The following is a 23,510-nucleotide window of genomic DNA, read 5'->3' on the forward strand; positions in this document are numbered from 1 at the left end:
GCGCTTTTTAAAAGTACGCCATAAAGTACAAGGATGTACGCGAGAACGAAGTGATTGGGGGAGGGAATTGCCTTAGTGTGTGAAGTGCGCCTTGATGGCGGCGGCACTCATGCACAACGGGGCGCGGATGCGGTGAACCGGGAAGCCGAGCAACTCCGTATCCATGCTTTCCGTTCCGCATGAGGCGGTCACGGTCGCTGTGGACGGTAAGTTGTCATTAAGAGCCAAACGAAGCATTTTTCTAAAAGTTGGCAAATCGGCGAATCGGGTTCAACGCATCAACCGGCAAGCACTGCGTTTTTCAACTGAAGGTCTTGCCAGACTTTATCCTGATAATCCAAGCACATCTATTCAACATCCAAGTGCGTTATCCGATTGCAACTGCGGTGCAAACTGGACTCGCGCAGGGATGATGCGTACACGTTTTTAAGGAACCGTCCAATCCGCGCGGAGAAATGTCGCGTCCACAATGTCTTCGTAGGGTGTACGAGGCTTGCCGACAGGACCCTGTCGCCGCATGCTGCGATTTTTCGTGGTTCCCCCCATCAAATTTGCAAATTAGCGAGGCTGATGAAGACGCCTCTGTGTAGAATGGTCTTTTTTATTCTTACACTGACACCGGTTTTCTGACCAGCGTCGAGCGATTATATATTCAAAATGAAGGACTTAGCGAGATTTTCTGGGAAGACGCCTGAAAAGCCTGAATCACCCGCGTCGACCCAATCTGCACCTGCTTCGCCGCAAGTCCAGCTGCTCACGATATCGGAAGAGGAAGCCGGTCAACGCATCGACAATTTCCTCTTGCGCGTCTGCAAGGGCGTGCCCAAAAGCCATATTTACCGTGTCCTGCGTTCCGGCGAAGTACGTGTCAACAAGGGCCGTATCGACCAGACTTATCGTCTGCAAGACGGGGATATCCTGCGCGTGCCGCCCATCCGTATTGCCGAAAAGGCATCTGCCGCCGTTGCCCCTGGCGCAGAGTTCAAGATATTGCTGGAAGATAATCATCTGCTGATCATCGACAAGCCTGCCGGCGTCGCCGTGCATGGCGGTTCGGGGGTCAGTTATGGTGTCATCGAGCAACTTCGCGCTTCGCGCCCGGATGCCAAATTTCTTGAACTGGTGCATCGCCTTGACCGTGATACGTCGGGGATTTTGTTGCTGGCGAAGAAGCGTTCGGCGTTGACCAACCTGCATGAACAGATTCGCGATGGTCTGACCGACAAGCGCTATCTGACGCTCGTCCATGGCGACTGGAAAAATGCGCGTCAGCACATCAAGTTGCCGCTGCACAAGTACAGCACCGCAGACGGAGAGCGCCGCGTGCGCGTGCAGGATGACGGCCAGGCCTCGCATACGGTGTTTTCACTGATTCGCCGTTATGGCGAATTTGCCTTGCTCGAAGCGGAACTGAAAACCGGTCGGACACACCAAATACGCGTGCATTTGTCTGCCAGCGGGTTTGCCATCGTCGGCGACGATAAATATGGCGATTTCACGCTGAATAAAGCATTGCAGAAAGCGGATGGCGAGCGCGTCGCCTTCAAGCGCATGTTTTTGCATGCCCACCAGATCAGCTTTACACATCCGGACAGCGGCAAGACGGTGACGCTCAAGGCAGGCTTGCCGCCGGAGTGCCAGCGCTTCCTCAAAAGCCTGGATGCAAGCGATGCCGGGACGGAGAACACCTGATTGCGCATGCCGTGAGCCGGCCGCTATACCCATTTTGATTATGTTGAAAAGTGAAACATGGCAAGAAAGCAATTTGATTTAATCGTGTTCGACTGGGACGGCACGCTGATGGACAGCACGTCGACTATTGTCAGGTGCATTCAGGCGGCGGCCCGCGATCTGGGATTGCCGATTCCCGACAAGAGCGCTGCTTCCTATGTGATCGGTCTGGGCTTGCAGGATGCGATGCAGGCGGCGATTCCGGATGTCGATCCCAAGTACTACCCGCGCATCGTCGAGCGCTATCGGCATCACTATCTCGGGCAGGACAAGGATCTGACCTTGTTTGACGGCGTCAAGGAGATGCTGGACGATCTCGGGCAGCAAGGTTATTTTCTGGCGGTTGCCACGGGCAAGAGCCGCGTCGGCCTGAATCGTGCACTCAACACCACCAAGCTGTTGTCGGTGTTCGATGCGACACGTTGCGCAGATGAAACTTTTTCCAAGCCACATCCCGCCATGCTGCAGGAACTCACACGTGAGCTGGGGCAGGAAATGGGGCGCACGCTGATGATCGGCGACACCACCCACGATTTGCAGATGGCCATTAATGCAGGCGCTGCCGGTGTTGCGGTAGAATTCGGCGCGCATCCGGTCGAGCAGTTGCAAGCATTGAGTCCGCTTTATAGCGCGGGCTCCATCAAGGTCTTGCATCAGTGGCTCAATGAAAACGCTTAGCAAAAAGCAAAGTAACGCAACGCACAGCAATATCAGGGGAAACCTGTAATGGATGAAGTAGCGATTCCAGTATGTGGCTCGGCTGACATCGAAGAAGGTGGCAAGGGTAAGCGCTTTGCGGTGTCGGTGCATGGTGACGACGCGACCGGTTTCGTGGTGCGATACGGCGGCACGGTGTACGGATATCTGAACCGCTGTGCGCACGTGCCGATCGAACTTGACTGGGCCGAAGGTGAATTTTTCGAGTCTAGCGGCCTCTATATCATGTGCGCAACGCATGGTGCTGTCTATGCGCCGGATAGCGGAAAATGCGAAGGCGGTCCTTGCACCGGCGCGCGTTTGCGCAAGATCATGGTATTTGAGAGAGACGGCGGCATTTTCTGGACGCCCGATGATTATGTAAGGCCCGCGCTGGCATGAGCCATGCGGGAACCAAGGCAGTCGAAGGCGGCATATCGGCCTTCTTCGGGCTACCTATCAGAGTGACGATATGAGCAATAACGAATTCGAAAATCCTCAGGCACAACCGCCGCAATCACCACAATCTCCGCCACCAGTGCCGCCAACTACCGGCAGCTCAGCTGCAGGTGAAGAAAAGAAGGGCGGCTGGGAGCGCGACGTGCTCGAAAAGCTGGCCCTGTTTGCCGTCAAGGAACAACGTGCGCGCCGCCGCTGGAGTATTTTCTTCAAGATTGCCGGGCTGGCCGTGTTCGTCTTCGTGATCTGGTCGGCATTCAATTACACCAAGTCAGATGCGGAGCCGGTCGGCACACATACCGCCCTGGTTGAAATCAACGGCACCATCGAAGCCGAAGGCCGTGGTTCGGCCGCAGCCGTTATCCCGGCGCTGGACAAGGCATTCGCCGCCGATGATTCGATGGGCGTCATCCTCAAGATCAATAGCCCCGGCGGTAGCCCGGTGCAAGCCGGCATGATCAACGATGAGATCGTGCGCCTGCGCAAGGAATATCCGAAGAAGCCGTTGTACGTCGTGGTGGAAGAAATGTGCGCGTCCGGCGGTTATTACATCGCTGCGGCGGCTGACAAGATTTACGTCAACAAGGCCAGTATCGTCGGTTCCATTGGTGTGCTGATGGATGGTTTTGGTTTCACCGGCCTGATGGACAAGGTCGGCGTTGAGCGCCGTCTGCTGACTGCGGGCGAGAACAAAGGGTTCATGGACCCGTTCAGCCCACAAAACGCCAAGCAAAAGGAATACGCCCAGCAAATGCTGAGCGACATTCATCAGCAATTTATCGATGCTGTACGCAAAGGCCGCGGCCAGCGTTTGAAAGAAACGCCGGAAACTTTCTCCGGCCTGTTCTGGATCGGCTCCAAAGCGGTTGAGATGGGCTTGGCCGATGGCTATGGCACTGTCGACAGCGTGGCGCGCGACGTGATCAAGGCGGAAGATCTGGTCGATTACACCCAAACCGAAGGTTTGCCTGAGCGCGTGCTGAAGAAGTTCGGCGTAGCGGTGGGCAGTGGTGTTGCCAAGTCGATGCTGTCGGGCGGCGCGATTCAACTGCGGTAATCAGATCGTCGATAAAAAAGAAGAAAGGCGGCGGCTTCGTCGCCTTTTTTATTGCCGAGACATTCGAGTAGGAGAGGGGGCGATGCATACACTCAGACATCCGGGAAATCGTATTTCCACCGTCACGCGTATCTTTCGTGCACTGGCTTTTGGCTTGCTGCTTGCATCGCTCACCATTGCAACGGCGCGGTCGCAAACGAATCAGGCGGTGCAATTTACCCAGCAGGTCGTTGACGTGCCAACGCGTCCCGGCGTGACGCAACGCTTCCTCTACCTGGTTCCACAGCATCCGGTCGCGACAGTGATTCTGTTTGCCGGCGGACAGGGCGGTTTGCAGATTTCCACCGAGGGCGAGTTCATGGGTGGTGGCGGTAACTTCCTCGTACGTTCGCGCCAGCTGTTTGTCGAGCACGGGCTTGCGGTTGCCGTTGTGGATGCGCCGTCAGATCGGCAGTCTTTTCCGTTTCTCGGTGGCTTTCGCCAGACTTCTCAGCATGTGGAAGACATGAAAGCCGTCATGGCGTGGCTGCGTCAGCAACAGATGGCGCAGTCAGCGATTTCCGTATGGCTGATCGGCACCAGCCGCGGTACGCAATCGGCAGCATTCATCGCAACGCAGCTGGATCGCACGAACGGCGGGCCGGACGGGCTGGTGCTGACGTCCACCATTCTGCACGAGAACAAAGGTGGTCGCGCCGTACCCGACATGCAACTACAAGGGTTGCGTATTCCCGTGCTGGTGGTTCATCACGAACAGGATGGATGCAAGCTGTGCGCGTTCAGCGATATCCCGCGGCTGATGGATGCGCTGAGTGCCGTCTCGCAAAAGGAGTTGATCAGTGTGCGCGGAGGAACGAGTCAGGGCGACCCCTGCGAAGCCAGGGCTTATCACGGCTATAACGGTATCGAGCAGGACGTGGTGACGCGCATTGCTGATTGGATCACTGCCAGCGTTGGCCGCAAGCAGTGAGGTCAGGTGAGGTCACAACACAGTAAGCTTGTGTCCGCGGCTCTTAGTCGGCCAGCAGCAAAAACACGGTAGGTTTTTTGTGAAAATCCGGTGTCTTGCCGGTGGCAATATCGCTCTTCCATTTAGTCGCTGTCTGTGTCTTGATGGATTCACTCGCCAGCGTCAGATCTGTCGCGACGCTGATGAGCGTCGAGCCATTGCATGCCGTTGCCAATGCTTCCAGCATGGCGCCGTTGCGATAGGGCGTTTCGATCAGCAACTGGGTTTGCTTTTCCTGACGGGAGCGATCTTCCAATTGTTTGATGCGTTTGATGCGTTGCGCGGCGTCGGTCGGCAGATAGCCATTGAAAGCAAAGCTCTGGCCGTTCAGACCGCTGCTCATGACTGCCAGCAACAAGGACGAGGGGCCGACCAGAGGACGAACCTGGATACCGTGCTGATGCGCCAGGCGAACCAGGTTGGCGCCGGGATCAGCCACCGCCGGTACGCCGGCTTCTGAAATCAATCCCGCATCTTGTCCTGCCAGCAACGGCGCAAGCAAGGCCGGCAAGGCCGGCAGGGCTGCGGCTTCGGTGTTGACGTTGAGTTCGGCGATCTTGATTTCCTGCAGGGGTTTGGCCAGCGGATAGTTGGCGTTGATCAGTTTCAGGAAGGCGCGTGTGGTCTTGGCGTTTTCTGCGACAAAATAGTCGAGACGCGCAGCAAGCGCCTGCACTTCGGCTGGCAGGATAGCGGCAAGTACATCGCCATCCGCAGCGTCGACAGGGCCGAGGGTGTTGGGTACGAGATAAAGAATACCGGGCATGTTTAAATCGTTAAAATAAGGGCTGGCGCTATTAGACCTTATTTCACCGTTGACTGCGAGCATGTTTGTGTTGCCTGATGTAGGCAAGGCCCGTACTTGCAGGCTTTTCGGGATGATAAGAAAGTCTTTTGCAATGTGTCGCCTGATTCATGCCGATGTCATGAAACTGTCATGCTAGGCAACTATTGTGTCAGTTCGTCAGCATTTTTTAAAATTTGCTAAATAATTTCCGGCAATACCCTCGATTGAAAGGGATTGAATGTTTGCAGCAGTAGATCTTGGTTCCAACAGCTTCCGTATGCACATAGGCAAGCATGAGGGTGATTCGATTCGCGTGATCAAGAGCGCGCGCGACCCCATTCGCCTGGCAGCCGGCTTGGACAAGAACGGTAAACTGACCCCGCAGGCTATCGCCGGCGCGGTTGAATCTCTGGCGCGTTTCCGTACGATCTTGCGCGATTACCAGCTGGATGCGGTGCGCGTGGTCGCTACCAATACCTTGCGTGTGGCCAAGAATGCACATGAATTCCTGCCTGATGCCGAGCGTGCTATCGGCTACCCGGTGGAAATCATTTCCGGCGAAGAAGAAGGCCGTCTGATTTACATGGGCGTCGCCGGCGCATTGGCGCTGCCGGACGAAGATCGGCTGGTGATCGATATCGGCGGTGGTTCCACCGAAGTCATTCTTGGTCGTGGCAGCGAGATCAAACGCGTCGAGTCCTTTGGCATTGGCACGGTCAATCAAAGTCAGGCATTTTTCCCCGATGGCGTGATCGATGAAGACTCCTTTGAGCGCGCGATTTTGTCCGCGCGTTCGCATGTCGAAGATGCCGTCGTGCCTTTCGGCGCGCAGCATCGGAGCAAGGTCTACGGCTCGTCAGGCACCATGCGTGCGATTGCGGACACGATTGCCCGCAACGGCATGGGCGATGGGCGTGTCACACCTGCCAGCGTCGAAGAGCTGAAGCAGCGCCTGATCGCTTTCGGTCACGCGGGTAATATCGAACTGCCCGGCATGAAGCCCGACCGTGCGCTGGTCATCATGGGTGGCCTGGCGGTGTTGATCGGCTTGATGAAAGAGTTGAATATTTCCGTCATCACACCTGTCGAGGCCGGTTTGCGCATGGGTGTGATGTGGGATTTGCAATTGCGCGCCACGCAACGCGATCGCCGCGAACAGTCGGTGGACGATTTCAGCCGCCGCTTTCATATCGATGAATTGCGCGCGCGCCAGGTTGCAGAGACCGCACTCGGATTTTTCGAGATGCTCAAGCCGGGTAACGAGGTCTACGCCAAATATCTGAGCTGGAGCGCCTTGTTGCACGAGGCCGGCTTGATTGTGTCGCAAAGCAGCTATCACAAGCATTCGTCTTACCTGATCGCCAATGCGGATTTGCCAGGATTCACCACGCGCGAGCAGCGTGTGATGAGCACTTTGATCCTTGGTCAGAAGGGCAATCTGCGCAAACTGGGTGAAGTGCTATCGGATGCTGATTTTGCCAAGGCAGTCTTGGCCTTGCGTCTGGCGGTGATGTTCATGCACTCGCACATCACGCTGGATTGGAATGACATCCGTCTGAAGATGAAAAATCGTATTGACCTCGAAATCAAGCGCGACTGGGTACGCGATCACCCGACCGTGTCGTACTGGATGCAGAAAGAGCAGGAATGGTGGAGCGGCATCGGTGTCGATTTCTCGATCCGCGTGAACGCCTGATGCTTTGACTGTCTGGTACGCATCTCACTGGAAATAAAAAATCCCCGCACCTGGCGGGGATTTTTTATTGCAACGTGCACAAACCGAACTGGTTTAATCCAGCTTGGCCGCGTGTTCGCGGGTTGCGTGGAAGGTGACTTCCGGCCAGCGTTCCTGTGTCAGACGCAGGTTCACGCCCGAGGTCGCCAGATATGCCAGATTGCCTGCGGCATCGTGCGCAAGGTTGAAACCGGCGGAGGATTTCTCGAAGTCGGCCAGCATCTTCTTGTCTTCGCAGGTCACCCAGCGCGCGCTGCTGATGCTGGTGCCTTCAAACACAGCGTCAACGCCGTATTCGTTGAGAAGGCGGCTTGCCACGACTTCAAACTGCAGCACGCCGACCGCGCCGAGAATCAGGTCGCTATTGTTGGTCGGTTTGAAGACCTGCACCGCGCCTTCTTCGCCGAGCTGCTGCAAGCCCTTGTGCAATTGCTTGATCTTGAGCGGATTGCGAATGCGCGCAACGCGGAAGAAATCCGGTGCGAAGTAGGGGATGCCGGTGAACTGCAGCAATTCACCTTCAGAGAAGCTGTCGCCGATCTGCATGTTGCCGTGATTCGGCAAACCGATGATGTCACCGGCGTAGGCTTCTTCAACCTGCTCACGGCTCGATGCCATGAAGGTCACGACGGAGGACACTTTGATTTCACGGTTCAGGCGTAGATGCTTGAGTTTCATACCGCGCTCAAAGCGGCCCGAGCACACGCGCAGGAAGGCGATACGGTCACGGTGGGCAGGATCCATATTGGCCTGAATCTTGAACACGAAGCCCGAGAACGGTGCTTCGTTCGGTTCCACGCTGCGAACCGTAGCATCGCGTTCACCCGGACCTGGAGCCCAGTCGAGCAGTGCGTTGAGGATTTCGCGCACGCCGAAGTTGTTGATCGCCGAGCCGAAGAACACCGGTGTCTGGATGCCGGCCAGGAAGTCTTCCAGCTTGAATGGATGCGAAGCGCCGTGTACCAGCTCAACTTCCATTTTCAGTTGTTCAATCTCCAGCGGGAACATTTCGACCAGCTTGGGATTGTCGATGCCTTTGATGATTTCGACGTTGCCGTCGGCGCGTTCTTCGCCAGCCTTGAACAGCATGATTTCGTCGCGCAGCAGGTGATACACACCGCGGAAGTTCTTGCCCATGCCGATCGGCCACGTCACCGGGGCGCATTGAATCTTCAGCACGGACTCCAGTTCATCCAGCAGCTCAAGCGGGTCGCGGGTTTCGCGGTCCATCTTGTTCATGAAGGTGATGATGGGGGTGTTGCGCATGCGGCAGACGTTGAGCAGCTTGATCGTCTGTTCTTCCACACCCTTGGCGGCGTCAATCACCATCAACGCCGAGTCCACCGCCGTCAGCACGCGGTAGGTATCTTCCGAGAAGTCCTGGTGGCCTGGGGTATCGAGCAGGTTGACGACGTGATCGCGGTATTCGAACTGCATGACCGAGCTGGCCACCGAGATGCCGCGCTGCTTTTCGATTTCCATCCAGTCCGACGTCGCGTGGCGGCCGCTCTTGCGCGCCTTGACGGTACCGGCCAGCTGAATTGCGCCCGAGAACAGCAGCAGCTTTTCAGTCAGTGTCGTCTTACCCGCGTCAGGGTGAGAAATAATGCCGAAGGTGCGGCGCCGGGCTACCTCGCGAGCAATCAGCTCAAGCGGGACCTTGCTGCGTGAGCCGGTGTCTTCGTTCGCGGAATCGGAAGTAATGTCTTGCATCGTAAGTCGGTGGGTCGTGAGGCGTTAGCGATGAGAGCCATGCGCGGATTGCGCTGTCAGGGACAGAGCGCGAGGCCGTCGGCATGGATGTGACAGAAACGAAAAAGGGCTGGAAGATCCAACCCTTTGGATAGCGTCTGGTCACGTCTCGGAAGCCGAGATTATAGCGTATTCAGCGCCATATTCGGCCAAGTTCGTCCATCCGCCTGCCTGCATGTTGCAGCAAGGTATTGCTTGCAGGCTACTTGTCGTCGCGGTGATTCTGGCGTTCCGGGCGCTCTTCGCGTTGCGGAGCTTTTTGTTCCGGCCTTGGCGCCGATTCATGCCGCTCAGGAGGGCGAGGTGCCGGTGCGTGTACTTCAGGCGCCCGCTGGACGTGCTGCTCGGGACGCTCCTGGCGCTGTGCCTGAGCTGGTGGCGGGCGATGCTCGACGTTGGGACGCTCAGGCCGGGCAGCCGTTGGCATCGGCGCTGATGGAGCCGGTGGTGCTGAGGGCGCTGGACGGGCCTGTGGTGCCGGTGATATCTGGTGAGGCGCCGCCGGGGCGTTATTCGGGGCTGCGAAAGCGGCTGCCTGCTGAGGACGATTCGGCTGCTCGCGGCGATCATTATGATTGTCGCGCTCGTTCCGGATCGGGTTGCCAGGATTTCCATGTTCAGCAGGATTGAACCCAGGTGCCTGGCCCGGACGCTGTTCCGGGCGCGGCCCTGGGGTTGGCGCAGTTGCTATTGCCGCAGCTGGAGCCGGAACCGGAACAGCATTCGGGCGTGACGCATTGCCGACGTCCGGACGTCGATTGTTCTGGCCGTTGCGCGGGCTGTGTTGCCATACGACCGGACGGTTGTTGACGGTAACGTTCCTCGTCACATTGTTGGTGACGTTGATATTGTTGACCGTATTGTTGTTATTTATACGGACGTTGTTTACGAGAACATGATGCTGGCGCCAATCCGGGCGGGCGTCGCTATAGACCGAGCGGACAATCCCCGTGCCTGCGCCAAATGCTATGCCGACATTGATAGACACGTTATAGCTGGGTGGCCGATAGCGTGGTGGCGGCGCCCAATATACCGGTGGGCGTTGCGGCCACCACCAGCTGCCGTAGACGACGGTTGGGTTGTAATAAGGTACGTAGATCACCTGCGGATTCACCGGCTCGATCACGATGACCTGATCTTGCTGAAGGATGCGCTGCTGGCTGCTCGATTGCAGGTTGCCGGCGATCTGGGCCTTCACGCGCAGGTTTTGCACCGTATCCATCACATTGGCTTGCTGCGACAGAAAGGCGTCGCCAAGGCGCTGTGTCCAATCCAGCTTGTCATTCATCATCGCCAGTACGGACGGAAACTGCGCCAGTGATTTCACGCTGGGATCCCAAGGCATGGGGGCTATCGCCCGCGCCAGCCCGTCGCCTTGCAATCCTGGGCGGCTGTCCATAAAGCGTGCAGCCTGCACAACTTCCAGCGGATAGGTGGATGCCATCAGTACCTGTGCGAGCAGCGAGTCGGGATACAGCGCGACCGGCGCCAGCATCTGATCCAATTCTTCTTGTGTGAAGATGGCCGGGGGGCGATTCATGTCTTGTGCAGAGACCTGCGATATGCCGGATGCCAGCGAAAAGAGTGCTGAAGCAATCCATGCGAGGGTTTTCTTGTTCACGACGATTCTCCCGATTGTGTAGTGCCGGTATGTAGTCAGTTGATGTCCGGTGCAACTTTGCAAAAAATGAAATGTGAAATGTGTGAGACCGTAAACAATGCGAAAAAATTTACGAACTTAAGTCGCAAAGAAATCAAACAGTGACCACAAGACCGGATAGGTGTCTTATCTTCAATCAGGGATAAGAAACAAGGTGTAACCAAACTGCAAGGGATGTTTCAGCATTCAACGCAGCGTGCAACGCAGACGGGCATTGGTGTTGCAGCGAATGAAAGGTGTCGGGAATGTCTGACGGAGAATGAGAAGAAGAGCCTCTCATAGGAGAAAAGAAGAAAATTTGAAGAAAAATGTGAAGAAGGTGTTGACCGAATACCCCTATCGGGATATTATCTCGCTTCTCGGAGTGTAGCGCAGCCCGGTAGCGCACCTGGTTTGGGACCAGGGGGTCCAAGGTTCGAATCCTTGTACTCCGACCACACATGAACGGGCTGTCGAAAGACAGCCCGTTTTCATTTCCGAAGGCGATTTCAAGTAGCGGTTTTTTTACTTGGCTCCTCTTGATCTGCCCTTAGCTCAACCGGATAGAGCAATGGCCTTCTAAGCCATAGGTTAGGGGTTCGATTCCCTTAGGGCAGGCCACTTCTTCTAAATAGTTTCCGGTTTTTCTCGCTCGACGCGTTCTGCTGTCCGGGTCTTTTCCTTTTTTTGTTTTTATCTTTTGTATGTTTTTGCGTTGACTCTGCAGTTACGGCAATTCAATTCGTAATCTTGTCGGTCGGATAGCGAAGCGAATCACGCAACATGTAGCTCATCGGCATGTTCAGCGATTTGCCTTCGGGGCCGACGGGTTGCATGAACCAGCGGTTGTAGAGTCTGAGGAGTTCTCCGTTGGCGGCTAACTTGGCCATTTGCTTGTCGACCATTTTTTTGAACTCAGGGTCGTCTTTGCGCAGCATGATGGCGTACGGTTCCACCGACTGGGATGCGCCCGTTATAAGCAGCTTGTCTGGATTGTTCGCAGCGGCACGTGCGGAGTGCAACAAAACTTCATCCATGACAAAGGCATCAGCAAGCCCTTGCTCCAGCATCCTCATGCATTCCTGATCCGAGTCCTGTTCGAAAATCGCCAGATCGAGACCGCCCAGGTTGCTACGTTTGTTGATTACCTCGATTATCGATGCTCCTCTGGTCGTTACGATGCGTTTGTGACGCAGATCGCTCCATTCCTTGATGCCCGAGTTTGTGCGTACCAACATACGGACGCTCGTAAAGAAGTGGGGGATGGTGAAGGAGACTTTCTTGCGGCGATCTGCGTTATTGGTGCTGACGCTGCATTCAAGGTCGGCGCGATTGTCGAGCAAGGCGCTGAATCGTGTCATCATCGTGACGGGGAGAAATTGAACCTTGAGATGCGGGAGTTTCATTTCCTGCTTGATGCCTTGAACTATCTTCAGACAAATGTCGTTGGCGTAGCCGCTGACTGCGCCATCTGGTTCTATCAGAACGAAAGGGGAGATATTGTCGATGATGCCCATGAATGCGACCACAACTGTCCGGCTCTCTTGAATTCGTTTAAGTGTGTCACTTGCGTTGGCTGGGTAAGTGACCAGATTGGTCAGTAATAACCAGGCAATGATCTTGAGAGGACTGTGCAGGAGTTTGAGTATCGGAGTCAGGTAGCTCATTTCGAAAGGCCATTTATCTACGACATCGCCAATTGATCTTAGAGGGCGAATAGGGAATGTTCAAGTCGTAGAATGAGCTCAGCATCAGGAGAGGACGAATAGTTTCCCCACCTGAAAATACTTCGAGGGAAATGAGCCAAATGAGTTGTTTGTCTGCATCAAAGCAGCGACAGCGGATTGTAGAGAAGCAAAAAGCCGTGATCACTTTAAGGTGATCACGGCTTTATCGTTTGCGCTACGCGTACTGGTGGCCGGTGGGCAGCGCGTAGAGTGGTGCTTGATCTTGCTTAGCCGCGACCGGTGAGATGGCCGTTCACGACGCGAACCTGGTCACCGACATGCCAGCCTTCATCTGATTGTGGGAACGAGCGAACGCTGCCATTCTCCATTCGAACGTCAACGACATAGGTTGTTGTGGTACGTGTACGCTTTTCAACTTCGTTACCTGCATAGCCGCCAGCACCTGCGCCAGCAACTGTTGCAAGCGTACGGCCGTTGCCGTTACCGATCTGATTGCCCAGAACGCCGCCTAACACTGCGCCGGCAACAATGCCGACACCGCTGGCTTTGGGCGTGTGCTGGACTGCGCGTACAGCCTGGACTTCACCGCAGCTGGAGCAGCGTGCAACTGGTGCTGGTGTGCCGTAGCCGCTGCTTTGTTGCGGTTGTGCGGCGTAGTTTGGTTTCGGTGCAGATTGGGGCGCAGGCTGCATATTATTTTGTGCCTGTTGTTTTGCCTGTTCTGACTGTGGCGCTGTCGTGTCCGACAGAGCTTGTTGCGGTGCATTGTTGCTGTTCGATGTCGGCAGCAGGCCGGTAATGGCAGCGACGCCAACCAGGCTGACCAAAGTGACGGCCACTGCTGCGGTGGCGACCAAGGGATGAATGCGGCTGGATGATTTGACGACTTCCATGATGGACCTCTTTATATTTGTGTTGTGGGTGTTGATCTGAGGCGATTATGGAGCACAAAGTTCAGGAAAAAAATGCGAATAGTGTGTCAGTTGTAAATACTTGTAATGTCTTTGTAGGACAAATGGAAACAGCCCGTAGGAGCACGTGAAGAGCGCTACTACGGGCTGCTGATTTGTTGCCGGAACGACAGGGAATGTGTTTAGTCCTCGCGACGCAGGTGAGGGAACAGAATCACGTCACGGATGTTTGGCGAGTCGGTGATCAACATCATCAGGCGGTCGATACCGATGCCGCAACCACCAGCTGGTGGCATGCCGTATTCAAGCGCACGGATGTAATCGGCGTCGTAATACATGGCTTCTTCGTCGCCCGCATCTTTTGCAGCGACTTGCGCCTGGAAGCGTGCAGCCTGGTCTTCGGCATCGTTCAACTCAGAGAAGCCGTTGGCGATTTCACGGCCCGTGATGAATAGTTCGAAGCGCTCGGTGATACCTGCAACCGTATCAGAGGCACGTGCCAGCGGCGACACTTCAACCGGGTAATCGATGATGTAGGTCGGTTCCCACAATTGCGATTCGGCTGTTTCTTCAAACAGTGCCAGTTGCAGCGCACCGATGCCGGCCTTTGCAAGAGGAGCCTGGTCGGTCTTGACGCCGAACTTCTTCAGCGCGGTGCGCAGGAAGTCGATGTCGTTCAGTTGTTCATCGGTATATTCCGGTGCGTACTTCTTGATCGCACCGGTGATGGTCAGGCGCTGGAACGGCTTCGCCAGATCCAGCTCGCGGCCTTGGTACGTCAGCGTGGCAGTGCCATGTGCATCGATCGCGGCCTGACGAATCACTTGTTCGGTGAAGGTCATCAGCCATTGGTAATCGACGTAGGCCGCATAGAATTCCATCATCGTGAATTCAGGATTGTGACGCGGCGAAACACCTTCGTTACGGAAGTTGCGGTTGACTTCAAACACGCGGTTGAAGCCGCCGACCACCAGGCGCTTCAGGTACAGCTCAGGCGCGATACGCAGGAACATCTGCATGTCCAGTGCATTGTGATGCGTGATGAAAGGCTTGGCCGCTGCGCCGCCGGGGATGGTGTGGAGCATCGGCGTTTCGACTTCCATGAAGTCGTTCTTTTCCATGAAGCGGCGGATCGACGACATCGCAGCCGTGCGGGCCTTGAAGGTGCGGCGCGTTTCTTCGCTCATGATCAGGTCGACGTAACGCTGACGGTACTTGGTTTCCTGATCCGACAGACCGTGGAACTTGTCCGGCAACGGGCGCAGCGACTTGGTGATCAGACGCAGGCCGGTCACCTTGACCGACAGCTCGCCGGTCTTGGTCTTGAACAGCGTGCCTTCGGCCCCAAGGATGTCACCCAGGTCGTAGTGCTTGAATGCGCCGTGCGCTTCCGGGCCCGTCACGTCGTTGGTGATGTAGAGCTGCATGCGGCCTTCGGCGCGGGGGCCGGACGAGTCTTGCAGTGTCGCGAACGATGCCTTGCCCATCACGCGCTTCAACATCATGCGGCCGGCGATGGAGACGTTGACCGGATTGGCTTCCAGCGCTTCGTTGTCCAGCTCGCCGTATTGCGCGTGCAATTCGGCGGCCTTGTGTTCAGGGCGGAAGTCGTTGGGGAAGGCGACGCCTTGCTCGCGGATCGCATTCAGCTTGGAGCGGCGCTCGGCGATGATGGTGTTTTCATCTACTGGCGGCTGTTGTTGCGCTGGCTGAGCGGCGTTGTCGTTTTGTGTGGTCATGATGTCGAGAATTCGTTAGTAAGCGTGAGGGCCGGAGGCGCTGAAAAGCCGGCTTCAATGATTGCATCCGGCAGCCATGGGTGGACGCCGGATGCCACAGGAATCAGACGCCTTGTTTCAGCGAGGCGGCGATAAAGCCATCCAGATCGCCGTCCAGCACTGCCTTGGTGTTGCCCATTTCAAAGTTGGTGCGCAAATCCTTGATGCGCGACTGGTCCAGCACGTAAGAGCGGATCTGGTGGCCCCAGCCGACGTCGGTCTTGGAGTCTTCCAGTTTTTGCTGTTCGCTCATGCGCTTGCGCAGTTCCAGTTCGAACAGCTTGGCGCGCAGCATGTCCCATGCCTCGGCACGGTTGCGGTGCTGGCTGCGGTCGTTCTGGCATTGCACGACGATGCCGCTGGGGCCGTGCGTCAGGCGCACCGCCGAGTCGGTTTTATTGATGTGCTGGCCACCGGCGCCGGACGCACGGTAGGTGTCCACGCGCACATCGGCAGGATTGATGTCGATCTCGAAGGATTCGTCCACTTCCGGATAGACGAACAAGCTCGAGAACGAGGTATGGCGGCCGTTGGCGGAGTCGAACGGCGACTTGCGCACGAGACGGTGCACACCAGTTTCGGTGCGCAGGAAACCGTAGGCGTATTCGCCCTCGACCTTGATCGTCGCGGTCTTGATGCCGGCCACTTCACCGTCAGACTGTTCCAGGATTTCAGCCTTGAAGCCTTTACGCTCGCAGTAGCGCAGGTATTGGCGCAGCAGCATGGACGCCCAGTCTTGCGCTTCAGTACCGCCGGCGCCGGCCTGGATGTCGATGAAGCAGTTGTTCGGATCCATCGGATTGCTGAACATGCGGCGGAATTCCATGCCTTCGACCAGACCCTTCAGGGTTTCTGCGTCGGCTTCGATGGCGATCAGCGTGTCTTCGTCTTTTTCCTCGCGCGCCATCGCGAACAGGTCGCGCGTGTCGTTGAGGTCGCCATCAATCTTGATCAGCGTATGGACGATGTTTTCCAGCGATTTTTTTTCTTTGCCGAGATCTTGCGCGCGCTTGGGATCGTTCCAGACTTCCGGATCTTCCAATTCGCCGTTGACCTGGTCGAGTTTCTCTGACTTCACATCGAAGTCAAAGATACCTCCGTAATTCAGCTGCACGCACCGCGAGGTCGTCCAGCAGGGATTGGAGGGAATTGAGGCGTTCTGCTTCCATGATTATGTCTTTTGCAAACCAAACCTCGCATTATACAAGACCAGAGCAGGTATTTCCGGTGTCACAAAGAGGTCATTTTCGGCGATTAGCATCACGCGATTCAGTCAGGTCGTTGTCAGATAGTTGCTAAAAAGGAAAAAGCCATGAAATTCGCCAAAAATACTCCCGAAATCCAATCCAAGCGCCGCGATTTGCTCAAAGCCTTCGCCAGCGCGCCATTGTTGCCGCTGACGCTGACCGCTTCGGGCTTGCTGGCTGGTTGCGCCACGGCTTCCAATCGCAGTGGTTTCGCCTCGGCGACATTCAGCAGCATGCAGGCGCCATCGCTGGCGAATCCCGCGGCAATGGCCGCCACAACCGTGCAATCCAGTCTTGATGTCGTATTTGGCAATGGCGCCAAGCAAAGCTATCAACTGGCGTATCAGCCGTTTTTCATGACCGGCGATATGGTGCCGGACGGCAAGGGCGGCAAAATGCTGGCCGGCGGTTACTACGATATCAACAATCAGCCGATCATCGACCGTTCGGTGCCGGGTAAGGAACGCCACTTTTTCTCCGATTGCCCTGACGGCTCGTCGCTGTTGACGATGAAAAACGCGCAAGTTGCCGGTGTCAAAGGCAATGCAGTATTCGCCGTGGTTCAGTTCGAGTACACCACGCGCGACCAGAAGCAGGCCGCCATGTACGGCCAGTTGCCGTCGCCCATCGCCGTGCTGACGCTGGATCAGGATCCGCAGACCGGCAAATTGTCCCTCGTCAAATATCACAACGTCGATACCTCGTCGGTTAACGGCCTGTGGATCACCTGTGGCGCCAGCCTGTCGCCGTGGAATACCCATCTGTCGAGCGAAGAATACGAACCCGACGCTGCAGCCATCGCGAGCAACGTGCAATTTCAGGCCTTCAGCAAGAACCTCTTCGGGGATGCCGCCAAGGCCAACCCTTACCACTACGGTCATCTGCCGGAAATCACCGTCCACGCTGACGGCAGCGGCAGCGTGGTCAAGCATTTCTGCCTCGGCCGCATCTCGCATGAACTGGTGCAGGTCATGCCGGACCGCCGCACCGTACTGATGGGCGACGACGCCACCAACGGCGGCTTGTTCATGTTCATCGCCGACCGTGAAGCCGATCTGTCGGCTGGCACGCTGTATGTCGCCAGGTGGACGCAAACCTCCGGTGTCGGCCCCGGCGCCGGTACGTTGAGCTGGGTCAAGCTGGGCCATGCCACCAGCAACGAGATTAAGGCGCTGGCCGACAAGCTCAAGGTTGCCGACATCATGGACGTCAAGACCAGCGATCCGCAGGATGCGTCCTATACCAAGATCCCATTTAACGGCAAAACCAACTGGATCAAGCTCAAGCCCGGCATGGAACAAGCCGCAGCCTTCCTCGAAACCCATCGCTACGCTGCGTTCAAGGGCGGCAGCCTCGGTTTTACCAAGATGGAGGGCACCACTGTCAACGCCAAGGACAAGATCGCTTACTCGGCCATGTCGTATGTGCAGACCTCCATGCTTGACGGTTCAGGCGGCATCAAGGTGCAAGGCCCGAAGGCCGGCGCGGTGTATGCGCTGAACATGAAGGGTGGCCAGAACGATCTGTCCGGCAGTGCCATCGACAGCGCCTGGGTGCCGGTCGACATGGCGCCGCCGGCAGCCCTCATCGGCGAAGACCTGAAACAGCCTGATGCGCTGGGCAATCTGGCACATGCCGACAAGATCGCCAATCCGGACAACATCAAGTTCTCGGAAAAACTGCGCACGCTCTTTATTGGCGAAGACAGCGGCATGCACGTCAACAATTTCCTGTGGGCCTACAACGTCGACAGCAAGCAACTCTCGCGCATCCTGTCCTGCCCGGCCGGCGCCGAATCTACCGGCTTGCACGCCGTCGACGAAATCAACGGCTGGACCTATGTCATGAGCAACTTCCAGCATGCCGGCGATTGGGAAAAACCGCTGCACGACAAGGTCAAGGACGCATTGGATCCGCTGGTGCGCGCCAACTACAAAGACCGCTTCGGCGCCACGGTCGGCTATCTGACCGGGATGCAATTGCCGGTACAGGCCTGATCAGGTAGTGTGATCCGATCAAAAAAAGAGAGGCTGGGCCTCTCTTTTTTATTGCCTTGAACGAACGTGTCGTTGGTAGCCTACGCGGGCATTTTGAGCGCTGCCTCCGCATCGATTGCGGCTGAAATGCGCTCGGCGTCTTCTTCGCTTGCCAGTCCGTCTTCCCATTTTGCGATGACTGCCGTCGCAATGGAGTTTCCGACGGCATTGGTTGCTGAGCGTCCCATGTCGAGAAAGGTGTCAATGCCGAGGATCATCAACAAGCCGGCCTCAGGCAATCCAAAATGCTGCAACGTCGCCGCAATGACCACCAGCGACGCGCGCGGCACCCCCGCCATGCCTTTGGAAGTCAGCATCAATACCAGCATCATCGTGATCTGCGTGGACAGTGGCATGTCAATGCCATAGGCCTGCGCGATGAACAGTGTCGCGAAAGTGCAATAGATCATGGAGCCGTCGAGATTGAATGAGTACCCCATCGGCATGACGAAGCCCGAGATCTTGCGCTGCACGCCGAAACGATCAAGAGCATCCAGAATTTTCGGGTAGGCGGCTTCTGAGCTGGCAGTGGCGAACGACAATAAGAAGGCCTCCTTGATCAGTCCCAGCAATTTGAAAATGCGGCGACGCAAAAAAAGGAAACCGGCGCCGATCAGAAACGCCCACAAGATCCCCAGCGACAGATAAAAATCACGCATGAAGATGGCAAAGCTGAGCAGGATCTCCAGGCCGTTGACAGCGACCGTTGCCGCTATCGCTGCAAAGACGGCGACCGGCGCCATCTTCATCACGTAGCCGGTGATCTTCAGCATCGCATGCGAGAGTTCGTCGATGCAACTCAATAGCGTTTTTGCCTTCTCTCCCAGCGCAGCCAGTGCTACGCCGAAGAACATGGAAAACACGACGATTTGCAGAATCTCGTTGTGCGCCATTGCTTCAGCAAATGATTTGGGCACGAGGTGACCGATAAATTCCTTGAGGCTTAACTGGGATGTCGCCAGCCCCGGCAGTGCACTGTCGGCACCGGGAAGCGATAGCGACATGCCGACGCCGGGTTGCATGAAGTTGGCCATCAGCAGACCCAGCATTAATGAGATCAGTGACGCTGTAAAAAACCACAGAATCGACTTGGCAAAGATGCGACCTACAGACTTGGCATCGCCCATATGGGCAATGCCAACCACCAGCGTGGAAAACACCAAGGGGGCGATCAGCATCTTGATCAGCCGCAAAAAAATGTCGGAAGGGATTGCAACATATCCGGCGATGGCGGTGGCCGCGGCTTTGTCCTGAGCGTTGGAAAAGATCAGATAGCCAGTCAGAATTCCCAGCAACATAGCGACGAGAATATAAAAAGCAGGGGGTATTTTACGTTTCATGGATACCTTTTTGATTGCTGAGGATTGCGGGCGAGGCTTGGCAATGGCATCCGAACAAGACCGTTACCCGGTTGGCGCTTTCAGTATTGCTGCGGATGCGTTGTTGTCACTTGGCGGTGCCGATTGGTAACGGCTGAAACCAGCCATGCCGGTGACGGCGAAGGTTGGTCGACTGTCGGATGCGTACCCGAGGTGTGGGAGGCAGGAATAACAGGTCAAGACGAGAACGTAAGGTTAGGCCCCTATCCTAGTCAATCGCAAAACTGCGGGAAAAGAGTGAAAATGAATATGAATGAGTTGCGGAGGTCGAATCATCCATGAAATAGTCGTAGAAATGCAGAAAAATATCCGGATGTGTGCCTGATGAAAGCCTCACAGAACTCATTCGGCGTTCGGGTAGTCCTATCGGAATGAAAAAAATGAGACTAAGTACGGCCATTTTGAGCGTTTTGATTTTTTCTCTATTGAATGCATGTAGTACTGCGCCCACTACCCATGGCGAAGTCAAAGGCGCTTCCGCCAGCTCGCGTGAAATGGGGCAGTCCGACACCAATCGCATGGCGACACTGGCCATGCGCGGCAATCTGGAAAGTCTCTATCTGCTGATGGACAAGCTCTACAGGCGTAATCCGGCCGAGTGGAAAAAATCCGGAGCTACGCGCGAAGAAGTCGTCAAACGCGTTCGCGAGGCCGTCGAAAAGCGGCAGACCTGGGCCGATCTGCAAGGCAAGCACGACATTGCCGCCATGTCGCTGGCCTTGTCGCCTGACTTCAAGGCGGATCGCGTTGCTGCCTTCATCTATGCCACGGCCGATATGATCATTACCGCCCACGGCGGCAAGATCGAATTTTTTCTCATTGACGGCCTCGACGCCCAATATCTTTATAACGCCGCGCGCAATATAGAAATCGCGGTATGGATGCTGACCAATCGTCGCAATACCGCCGGCCAGCCTCTGTTGCTGTCGGACGAAATCAACGCGACCGAGCGCAATCTCAGCTTCGAACGTGAGTTCGGCAAGATTATCGGCCGTCTGGATTTGCTGGCGGAGTTCGTTACTGAAAAATATCGCCGTGCCGGCATCAGCTACGTGCAGAACTTGCTGGGCGGGTCGTTCCTGCAATTCTTGCCGGTGCGCTGACCAAGCCAGATCTGTTGATGTGTGGATCTATGATTGTGTATCGCCGATAGCACAGCATAGATTGGCGAACACAGGTCGTGCGCACTTGGTGCATATCGATATGCGAAAAAATTTGTTTCGTATTTAACCGCCAGCCTCGACACTTCCGCTCACTGAAATTTGCTGAAAGCTTCGTCATGACCCATTGGACCCTGGATAGCATCCACGCCGCCTTGCCCGCTATTGAACAAGAGCTGGCGCGCACCGCCGCCGAGCGTGACAAAGCCGGTGGCCATGCTGCCGAACAAAAGGAGTTGTTACGCCAGAACGGCTTGCTGTTGCTGGTCGTACCGAAAGAGTACGGCGGCATCGGTGCATCGTGGAGCGAGACGCTTGCCATCGTGCGCCGCATTGCGCGTGTCGACAGCGCCATGGCGCATTTGCTGGCGTTTCAAACTTTACAACTATCGGGTGTGTTGTCGTACGGCTCCGATGAGCAGCGAGCGCTTTATTTGCGTGAAACGGTTGCCCTCAATCATTGGTGGGGCAATTCCGCCAATCCCGCTGATCCGCGTCTGATGGCGACCGAAAAGGACGGCGGTTTGATTTTGCAAGGCATCAAGGGTTTCTGTTCCGGCACGCTCGGCTCGCATCGTCTGCTCACCACTGCCTTGCATCAACCCAGCGGCAAGATCCTCATTGCAGTACTGCCGACCGCGCGCGAAGGCATCACCATCCATGACGACTGGGATCCGATCGGCCAGCGCCAGACGGACAGCACCTCGGTCAGTTATGAGCAGGTGCGGCTGGAATGGAGTGAAGTTCTGTTTCGACCGGACGCTGTGTCAACGCCTTTCCTGACCTTGCGCGGCGTGGTGGCGCAATTGATTCTGGTGAATCTCTACCTCGGGATGGCAGAAGGTGCATTCGACCAGGCGCGGGATTACACGCTCAACCAGGGTAGGCCGTGGTTTGCTGCAGGCGTGCAGCGTGCTGCAGACGATCCGTACGTGATTCATCGTTACGCCGAGATGCATTTGCAGATTCGTGCTGCAAGAGCCTTGGCGGATGAGGCCGGTGTCGAACTGGACAAGGTCTGGCGCATCGGGCCTGAGCTTGTCGCCGAACAGCGCGGAAGAGCGGCGCTGGCAGTGGCCGAAGCCAAGGTGCTGGCGCACCGGACAGCACTTGCGGTGGGGCAGGACGTATTCGACGTTTGCGGCGCCCGTGCGACCAAGGCAACACTGGGGCTGGATCGGTTCTGGCGCAATGCGCGCACCCACACGTTGCATGATCCCATCGACTACAAGCTGCGCGACGTTGGTCGCTACGCACTCGAACATCTCTTGCCTGAGCCGACGCTCTATTCCTGAGTACCTGAAAGAAAGCCGATTTTTCTGCCTTTCTTGATGGCTGAATATGTCCGGTTGATGTCCTTCATGGACGTGGAGGGACAGGTTCAGATGGGATACTATGATTTCCTCGCGTTTCATCTACAGAGGAAATCATGGTGCAGACAGAGGCACGACAGGCGACTATTCCCGTCTATTTTTTGCTACGAGAGTCCGTACTGACGCTTGACCTGATTGGTCCTGCGGAGGTGTTGCGATACGCCAATCGTTTTGCCGAAAAATCCGGCTGTCCACCGTACTTTGAACTGCATTTCATCAGTGCCCATCGAGAGGTCGCAACGTCGATCGGTTTGACGCTCGCTGGCATCGAAGCATTGCCGCACAGTTTGCCCGACAATGCCATGCTGATTTTGAGCGGCTGCGTCGACAAGGATGACGACTTCAGCAATCCCGCCGACCAGGCGGCGGTGCGCTGGTTGCAGCAACACTATCGCCAGCATCACCGGCTTGTCTGCATCTGTACGGGCGCGTTGCTGGCGGCTTACGCGGGTTTTCTGAATAAGCGCAAATGCACTACTCACCACAGCCACATCAACGAGTTGCGCGGTTTTGCGCCACAGGCAGATGTGCTGGAAAACCGTATCTTCGTCGAAGACGGCGCCGTCTACACCAGCGCAGGCGTGACAACCGGCATTGACCTTGCGCTGCATATCGTCGCGCAGATTGCCGGCCACGCTTGCAGTGCATCGGTGGCGCGCTCGCTGGTGGTCTACCTGCGCCGAACCGGCAGCGATCCGCAATTGTCGCCATGGCTGACGGCACGCAATCATATTCACCCAGCAGTGCATCGCGTGCAGAACGCTGTCATCAAGGATCCGGCGCAAGACTGGAACGTCGCGCAACTGGCCGACATCGCCTGCACCAGTGAACGCCATCTGACGCGACTGTTTCGCGAACATACCGGCGATAGCCTGATCGACTACATTCATCGCATTCGCATTGCGCTGGCTCGCGATCTGCTGGCGCAATCGCCGCTGGACATTGAGCGCGTCGCGGAAAAATCCGGCTTTCATTCGGGGCGTCAATTGCGGCGCGTATGGAAGAAGTTCGAGGCGCATTCACCGTCAGCCCACAGAGAATCGGCAGGTGCGCACGCTGCTTAAGAGTGTGGT

18 protein-coding genes and 2 tRNA genes are annotated in these 23,510 nt (G+C 56.3%); 12 read left to right on the plus strand and 8 right to left on the minus strand.

Going from position 1 to position 23,510, the window contains the following annotated elements; translation table 11 throughout:
- Positions 1–657: 657 nt before the first annotated feature.
- The 5 genes from hmeg3_RS09100 (at position 658) to hmeg3_RS09120 (ending at position 4,913) form a co-directional block, all read left to right on the plus strand.
- Entirely contained in the window at positions 658–1,692 is a 1,035-nt protein-coding gene (locus tag hmeg3_RS09100) for an RluA family pseudouridine synthase (protein ID WP_094563443.1), read from the plus strand.
- Between the two features lie 57 nt (positions 1,693–1,749).
- Complete coding sequence (locus hmeg3_RS09105; protein WP_094563444.1) at positions 1,750–2,409, plus strand: HAD-IA family hydrolase; 660 nt, start codon at positions 1,750–1,752, stop codon at positions 2,407–2,409.
- Positions 2,410–2,457: 48 nt separating this feature from the next.
- Entirely contained in the window at positions 2,458–2,829 is a 372-nt protein-coding gene (locus tag hmeg3_RS09110) for a Rieske 2Fe-2S domain-containing protein (protein WP_094563445.1), read from the plus strand.
- A gap of 70 nt (positions 2,830–2,899) precedes the next feature.
- Complete coding sequence (locus hmeg3_RS09115; protein ID WP_094563446.1) at positions 2,900–3,943, plus strand: S49 family peptidase; 1,044 nt, start codon at positions 2,900–2,902, stop codon at positions 3,941–3,943.
- Between the two features lie 82 nt (positions 3,944–4,025).
- The gene (locus hmeg3_RS09120; protein ID WP_157739231.1) at positions 4,026–4,913 is read left to right on the plus strand and encodes an alpha/beta hydrolase; all 888 of its coding nucleotides are present in this window, start codon (positions 4,026–4,028) and stop codon (positions 4,911–4,913) included.
- A gap of 43 nt (positions 4,914–4,956) precedes the next feature.
- Here the strand turns inward: hmeg3_RS09120 and hmeg3_RS09125 are convergent, their stop codons facing one another.
- Complete coding sequence (locus hmeg3_RS09125) at positions 4,957–5,718, minus strand: SAM-dependent methyltransferase (protein WP_094563447.1); 762 nt, start codon at positions 5,716–5,718, stop codon at positions 4,957–4,959.
- A 259-nt stretch (positions 5,719–5,977) separates the two neighbouring features.
- Between hmeg3_RS09125 and hmeg3_RS09130 the strand changes: the two genes are divergently transcribed.
- The gene (locus hmeg3_RS09130) at positions 5,978–7,435 is read left to right on the plus strand and encodes a Ppx/GppA phosphatase family protein (protein WP_094563448.1); all 1,458 of its coding nucleotides are present in this window, start codon (positions 5,978–5,980) and stop codon (positions 7,433–7,435) included.
- A 93-nt stretch (positions 7,436–7,528) separates the two neighbouring features.
- On the opposite strand, the gene hmeg3_RS09135 is transcribed toward hmeg3_RS09130, so the two are convergent.
- Both hmeg3_RS09135 and hmeg3_RS09140 read right to left on the minus strand, forming a co-directional pair.
- A complete protein-coding gene (locus hmeg3_RS09135; protein ID WP_094563449.1) occupies positions 7,529–9,187 on the minus strand; it encodes a peptide chain release factor 3 in 1,659 nt (552 codons plus the stop codon).
- Between the two features lie 241 nt (positions 9,188–9,428).
- A complete protein-coding gene (locus hmeg3_RS09140; RefSeq protein WP_094563450.1) occupies positions 9,429–10,847 on the minus strand; it encodes a DUF3300 domain-containing protein in 1,419 nt (472 codons plus the stop codon).
- 399 nt (positions 10,848–11,246) lie between these two features.
- On the opposite strand from hmeg3_RS09140, the gene hmeg3_RS09145 reads away from it, so the two are divergent.
- Both hmeg3_RS09145 and hmeg3_RS09150 read left to right on the plus strand, forming a co-directional pair.
- Positions 11,247–11,323 (plus strand) — tRNA-Pro (locus hmeg3_RS09145).
- Between the two features lie 86 nt (positions 11,324–11,409).
- Positions 11,410–11,486, plus strand: a tRNA-Arg gene (locus hmeg3_RS09150).
- Positions 11,487–11,602: 116 nt separating this feature from the next.
- On the opposite strand, the gene hmeg3_RS09155 is transcribed toward hmeg3_RS09150, so the two are convergent.
- The 4 genes from hmeg3_RS09155 to prfB all read right to left on the minus strand — a co-directional run bounded on the left by hmeg3_RS09155 (position 11,603) and on the right by prfB (position 16,411).
- Positions 11,603–12,532 (minus strand): amino acid ABC transporter substrate-binding protein, encoded by a 930-nt coding sequence (locus tag hmeg3_RS09155; protein ID WP_094563451.1) that lies wholly within the window; start codon positions 12,530–12,532, stop codon positions 11,603–11,605.
- Positions 12,533–12,819: 287 nt separating this feature from the next.
- The gene (locus hmeg3_RS09160; RefSeq protein WP_094563452.1) at positions 12,820–13,446 is read right to left on the minus strand and encodes a glycine zipper 2TM domain-containing protein; all 627 of its coding nucleotides are present in this window, start codon (positions 13,444–13,446) and stop codon (positions 12,820–12,822) included.
- A 200-nt stretch (positions 13,447–13,646) separates the two neighbouring features.
- Positions 13,647–15,203 carry a lysine--tRNA ligase gene (gene lysS / locus hmeg3_RS09165; protein WP_094563453.1) on the minus strand — a complete coding sequence of 519 codons (1,557 nt, stop codon included), beginning with the start codon at positions 15,201–15,203 and terminating at the stop codon, positions 13,647–13,649.
- A 103-nt stretch (positions 15,204–15,306) separates the two neighbouring features.
- Positions 15,307–16,411 (minus strand): peptide chain release factor 2 gene (gene prfB / locus hmeg3_RS09170; RefSeq protein WP_157739232.1). Its coding sequence is split into 2 segments (ribosomal slippage): positions 15,307–16,329 and positions 16,331–16,411, totalling 1,104 coding nucleotides; the frame shifts between segments, so codons are not numbered across the junction.
- Positions 16,412–16,554: 143 nt separating this feature from the next.
- Between prfB and hmeg3_RS09175 the strand changes: the two genes are divergently transcribed.
- Positions 16,555–18,486 (plus strand): PhoX family phosphatase, encoded by a 1,932-nt coding sequence (locus tag hmeg3_RS09175; RefSeq protein ID WP_094563454.1) that lies wholly within the window; start codon positions 16,555–16,557, stop codon positions 18,484–18,486.
- Between the two features lie 80 nt (positions 18,487–18,566).
- Here hmeg3_RS09175 and hmeg3_RS09180 read toward each other — a convergent pair whose 3' ends face one another.
- Positions 18,567–19,865, minus strand: coding sequence for a dicarboxylate/amino acid:cation symporter (locus hmeg3_RS09180; RefSeq protein WP_094563455.1), 1,299 nt, complete (start codon positions 19,863–19,865; stop codon positions 18,567–18,569).
- Positions 19,866–20,284: 419 nt separating this feature from the next.
- Here hmeg3_RS09180 and hmeg3_RS09185 point away from each other — a divergent pair, with 419 nt between their 5' ends.
- From hmeg3_RS09185 to hmeg3_RS09195, 3 genes are all read left to right on the plus strand, one after another.
- Positions 20,285–21,007: a hypothetical protein gene (locus tag hmeg3_RS09185; protein WP_198361809.1), complete on the plus strand. Its 723-nt coding sequence runs from the start codon at positions 20,285–20,287 to the stop codon at positions 21,005–21,007.
- Positions 21,008–21,183: 176 nt separating this feature from the next.
- The gene (locus hmeg3_RS09190) at positions 21,184–22,359 is read left to right on the plus strand and encodes an acyl-CoA dehydrogenase family protein (RefSeq protein ID WP_094563457.1); all 1,176 of its coding nucleotides are present in this window, start codon (positions 21,184–21,186) and stop codon (positions 22,357–22,359) included.
- Positions 22,360–22,493: 134 nt separating this feature from the next.
- Entirely contained in the window at positions 22,494–23,501 is a 1,008-nt protein-coding gene (locus hmeg3_RS09195; RefSeq protein ID WP_094563458.1) for a GlxA family transcriptional regulator, read from the plus strand.
- The last annotated feature ends 9 nt before the right edge of the window (positions 23,502–23,510 follow it).

Origin of the sequence: Herbaspirillum sp. meg3 (assembly GCF_002257565.1) — a bacterium.
Classification (GTDB): domain Bacteria; phylum Pseudomonadota; class Gammaproteobacteria; order Burkholderiales; family Burkholderiaceae_D; genus Herbaspirillum.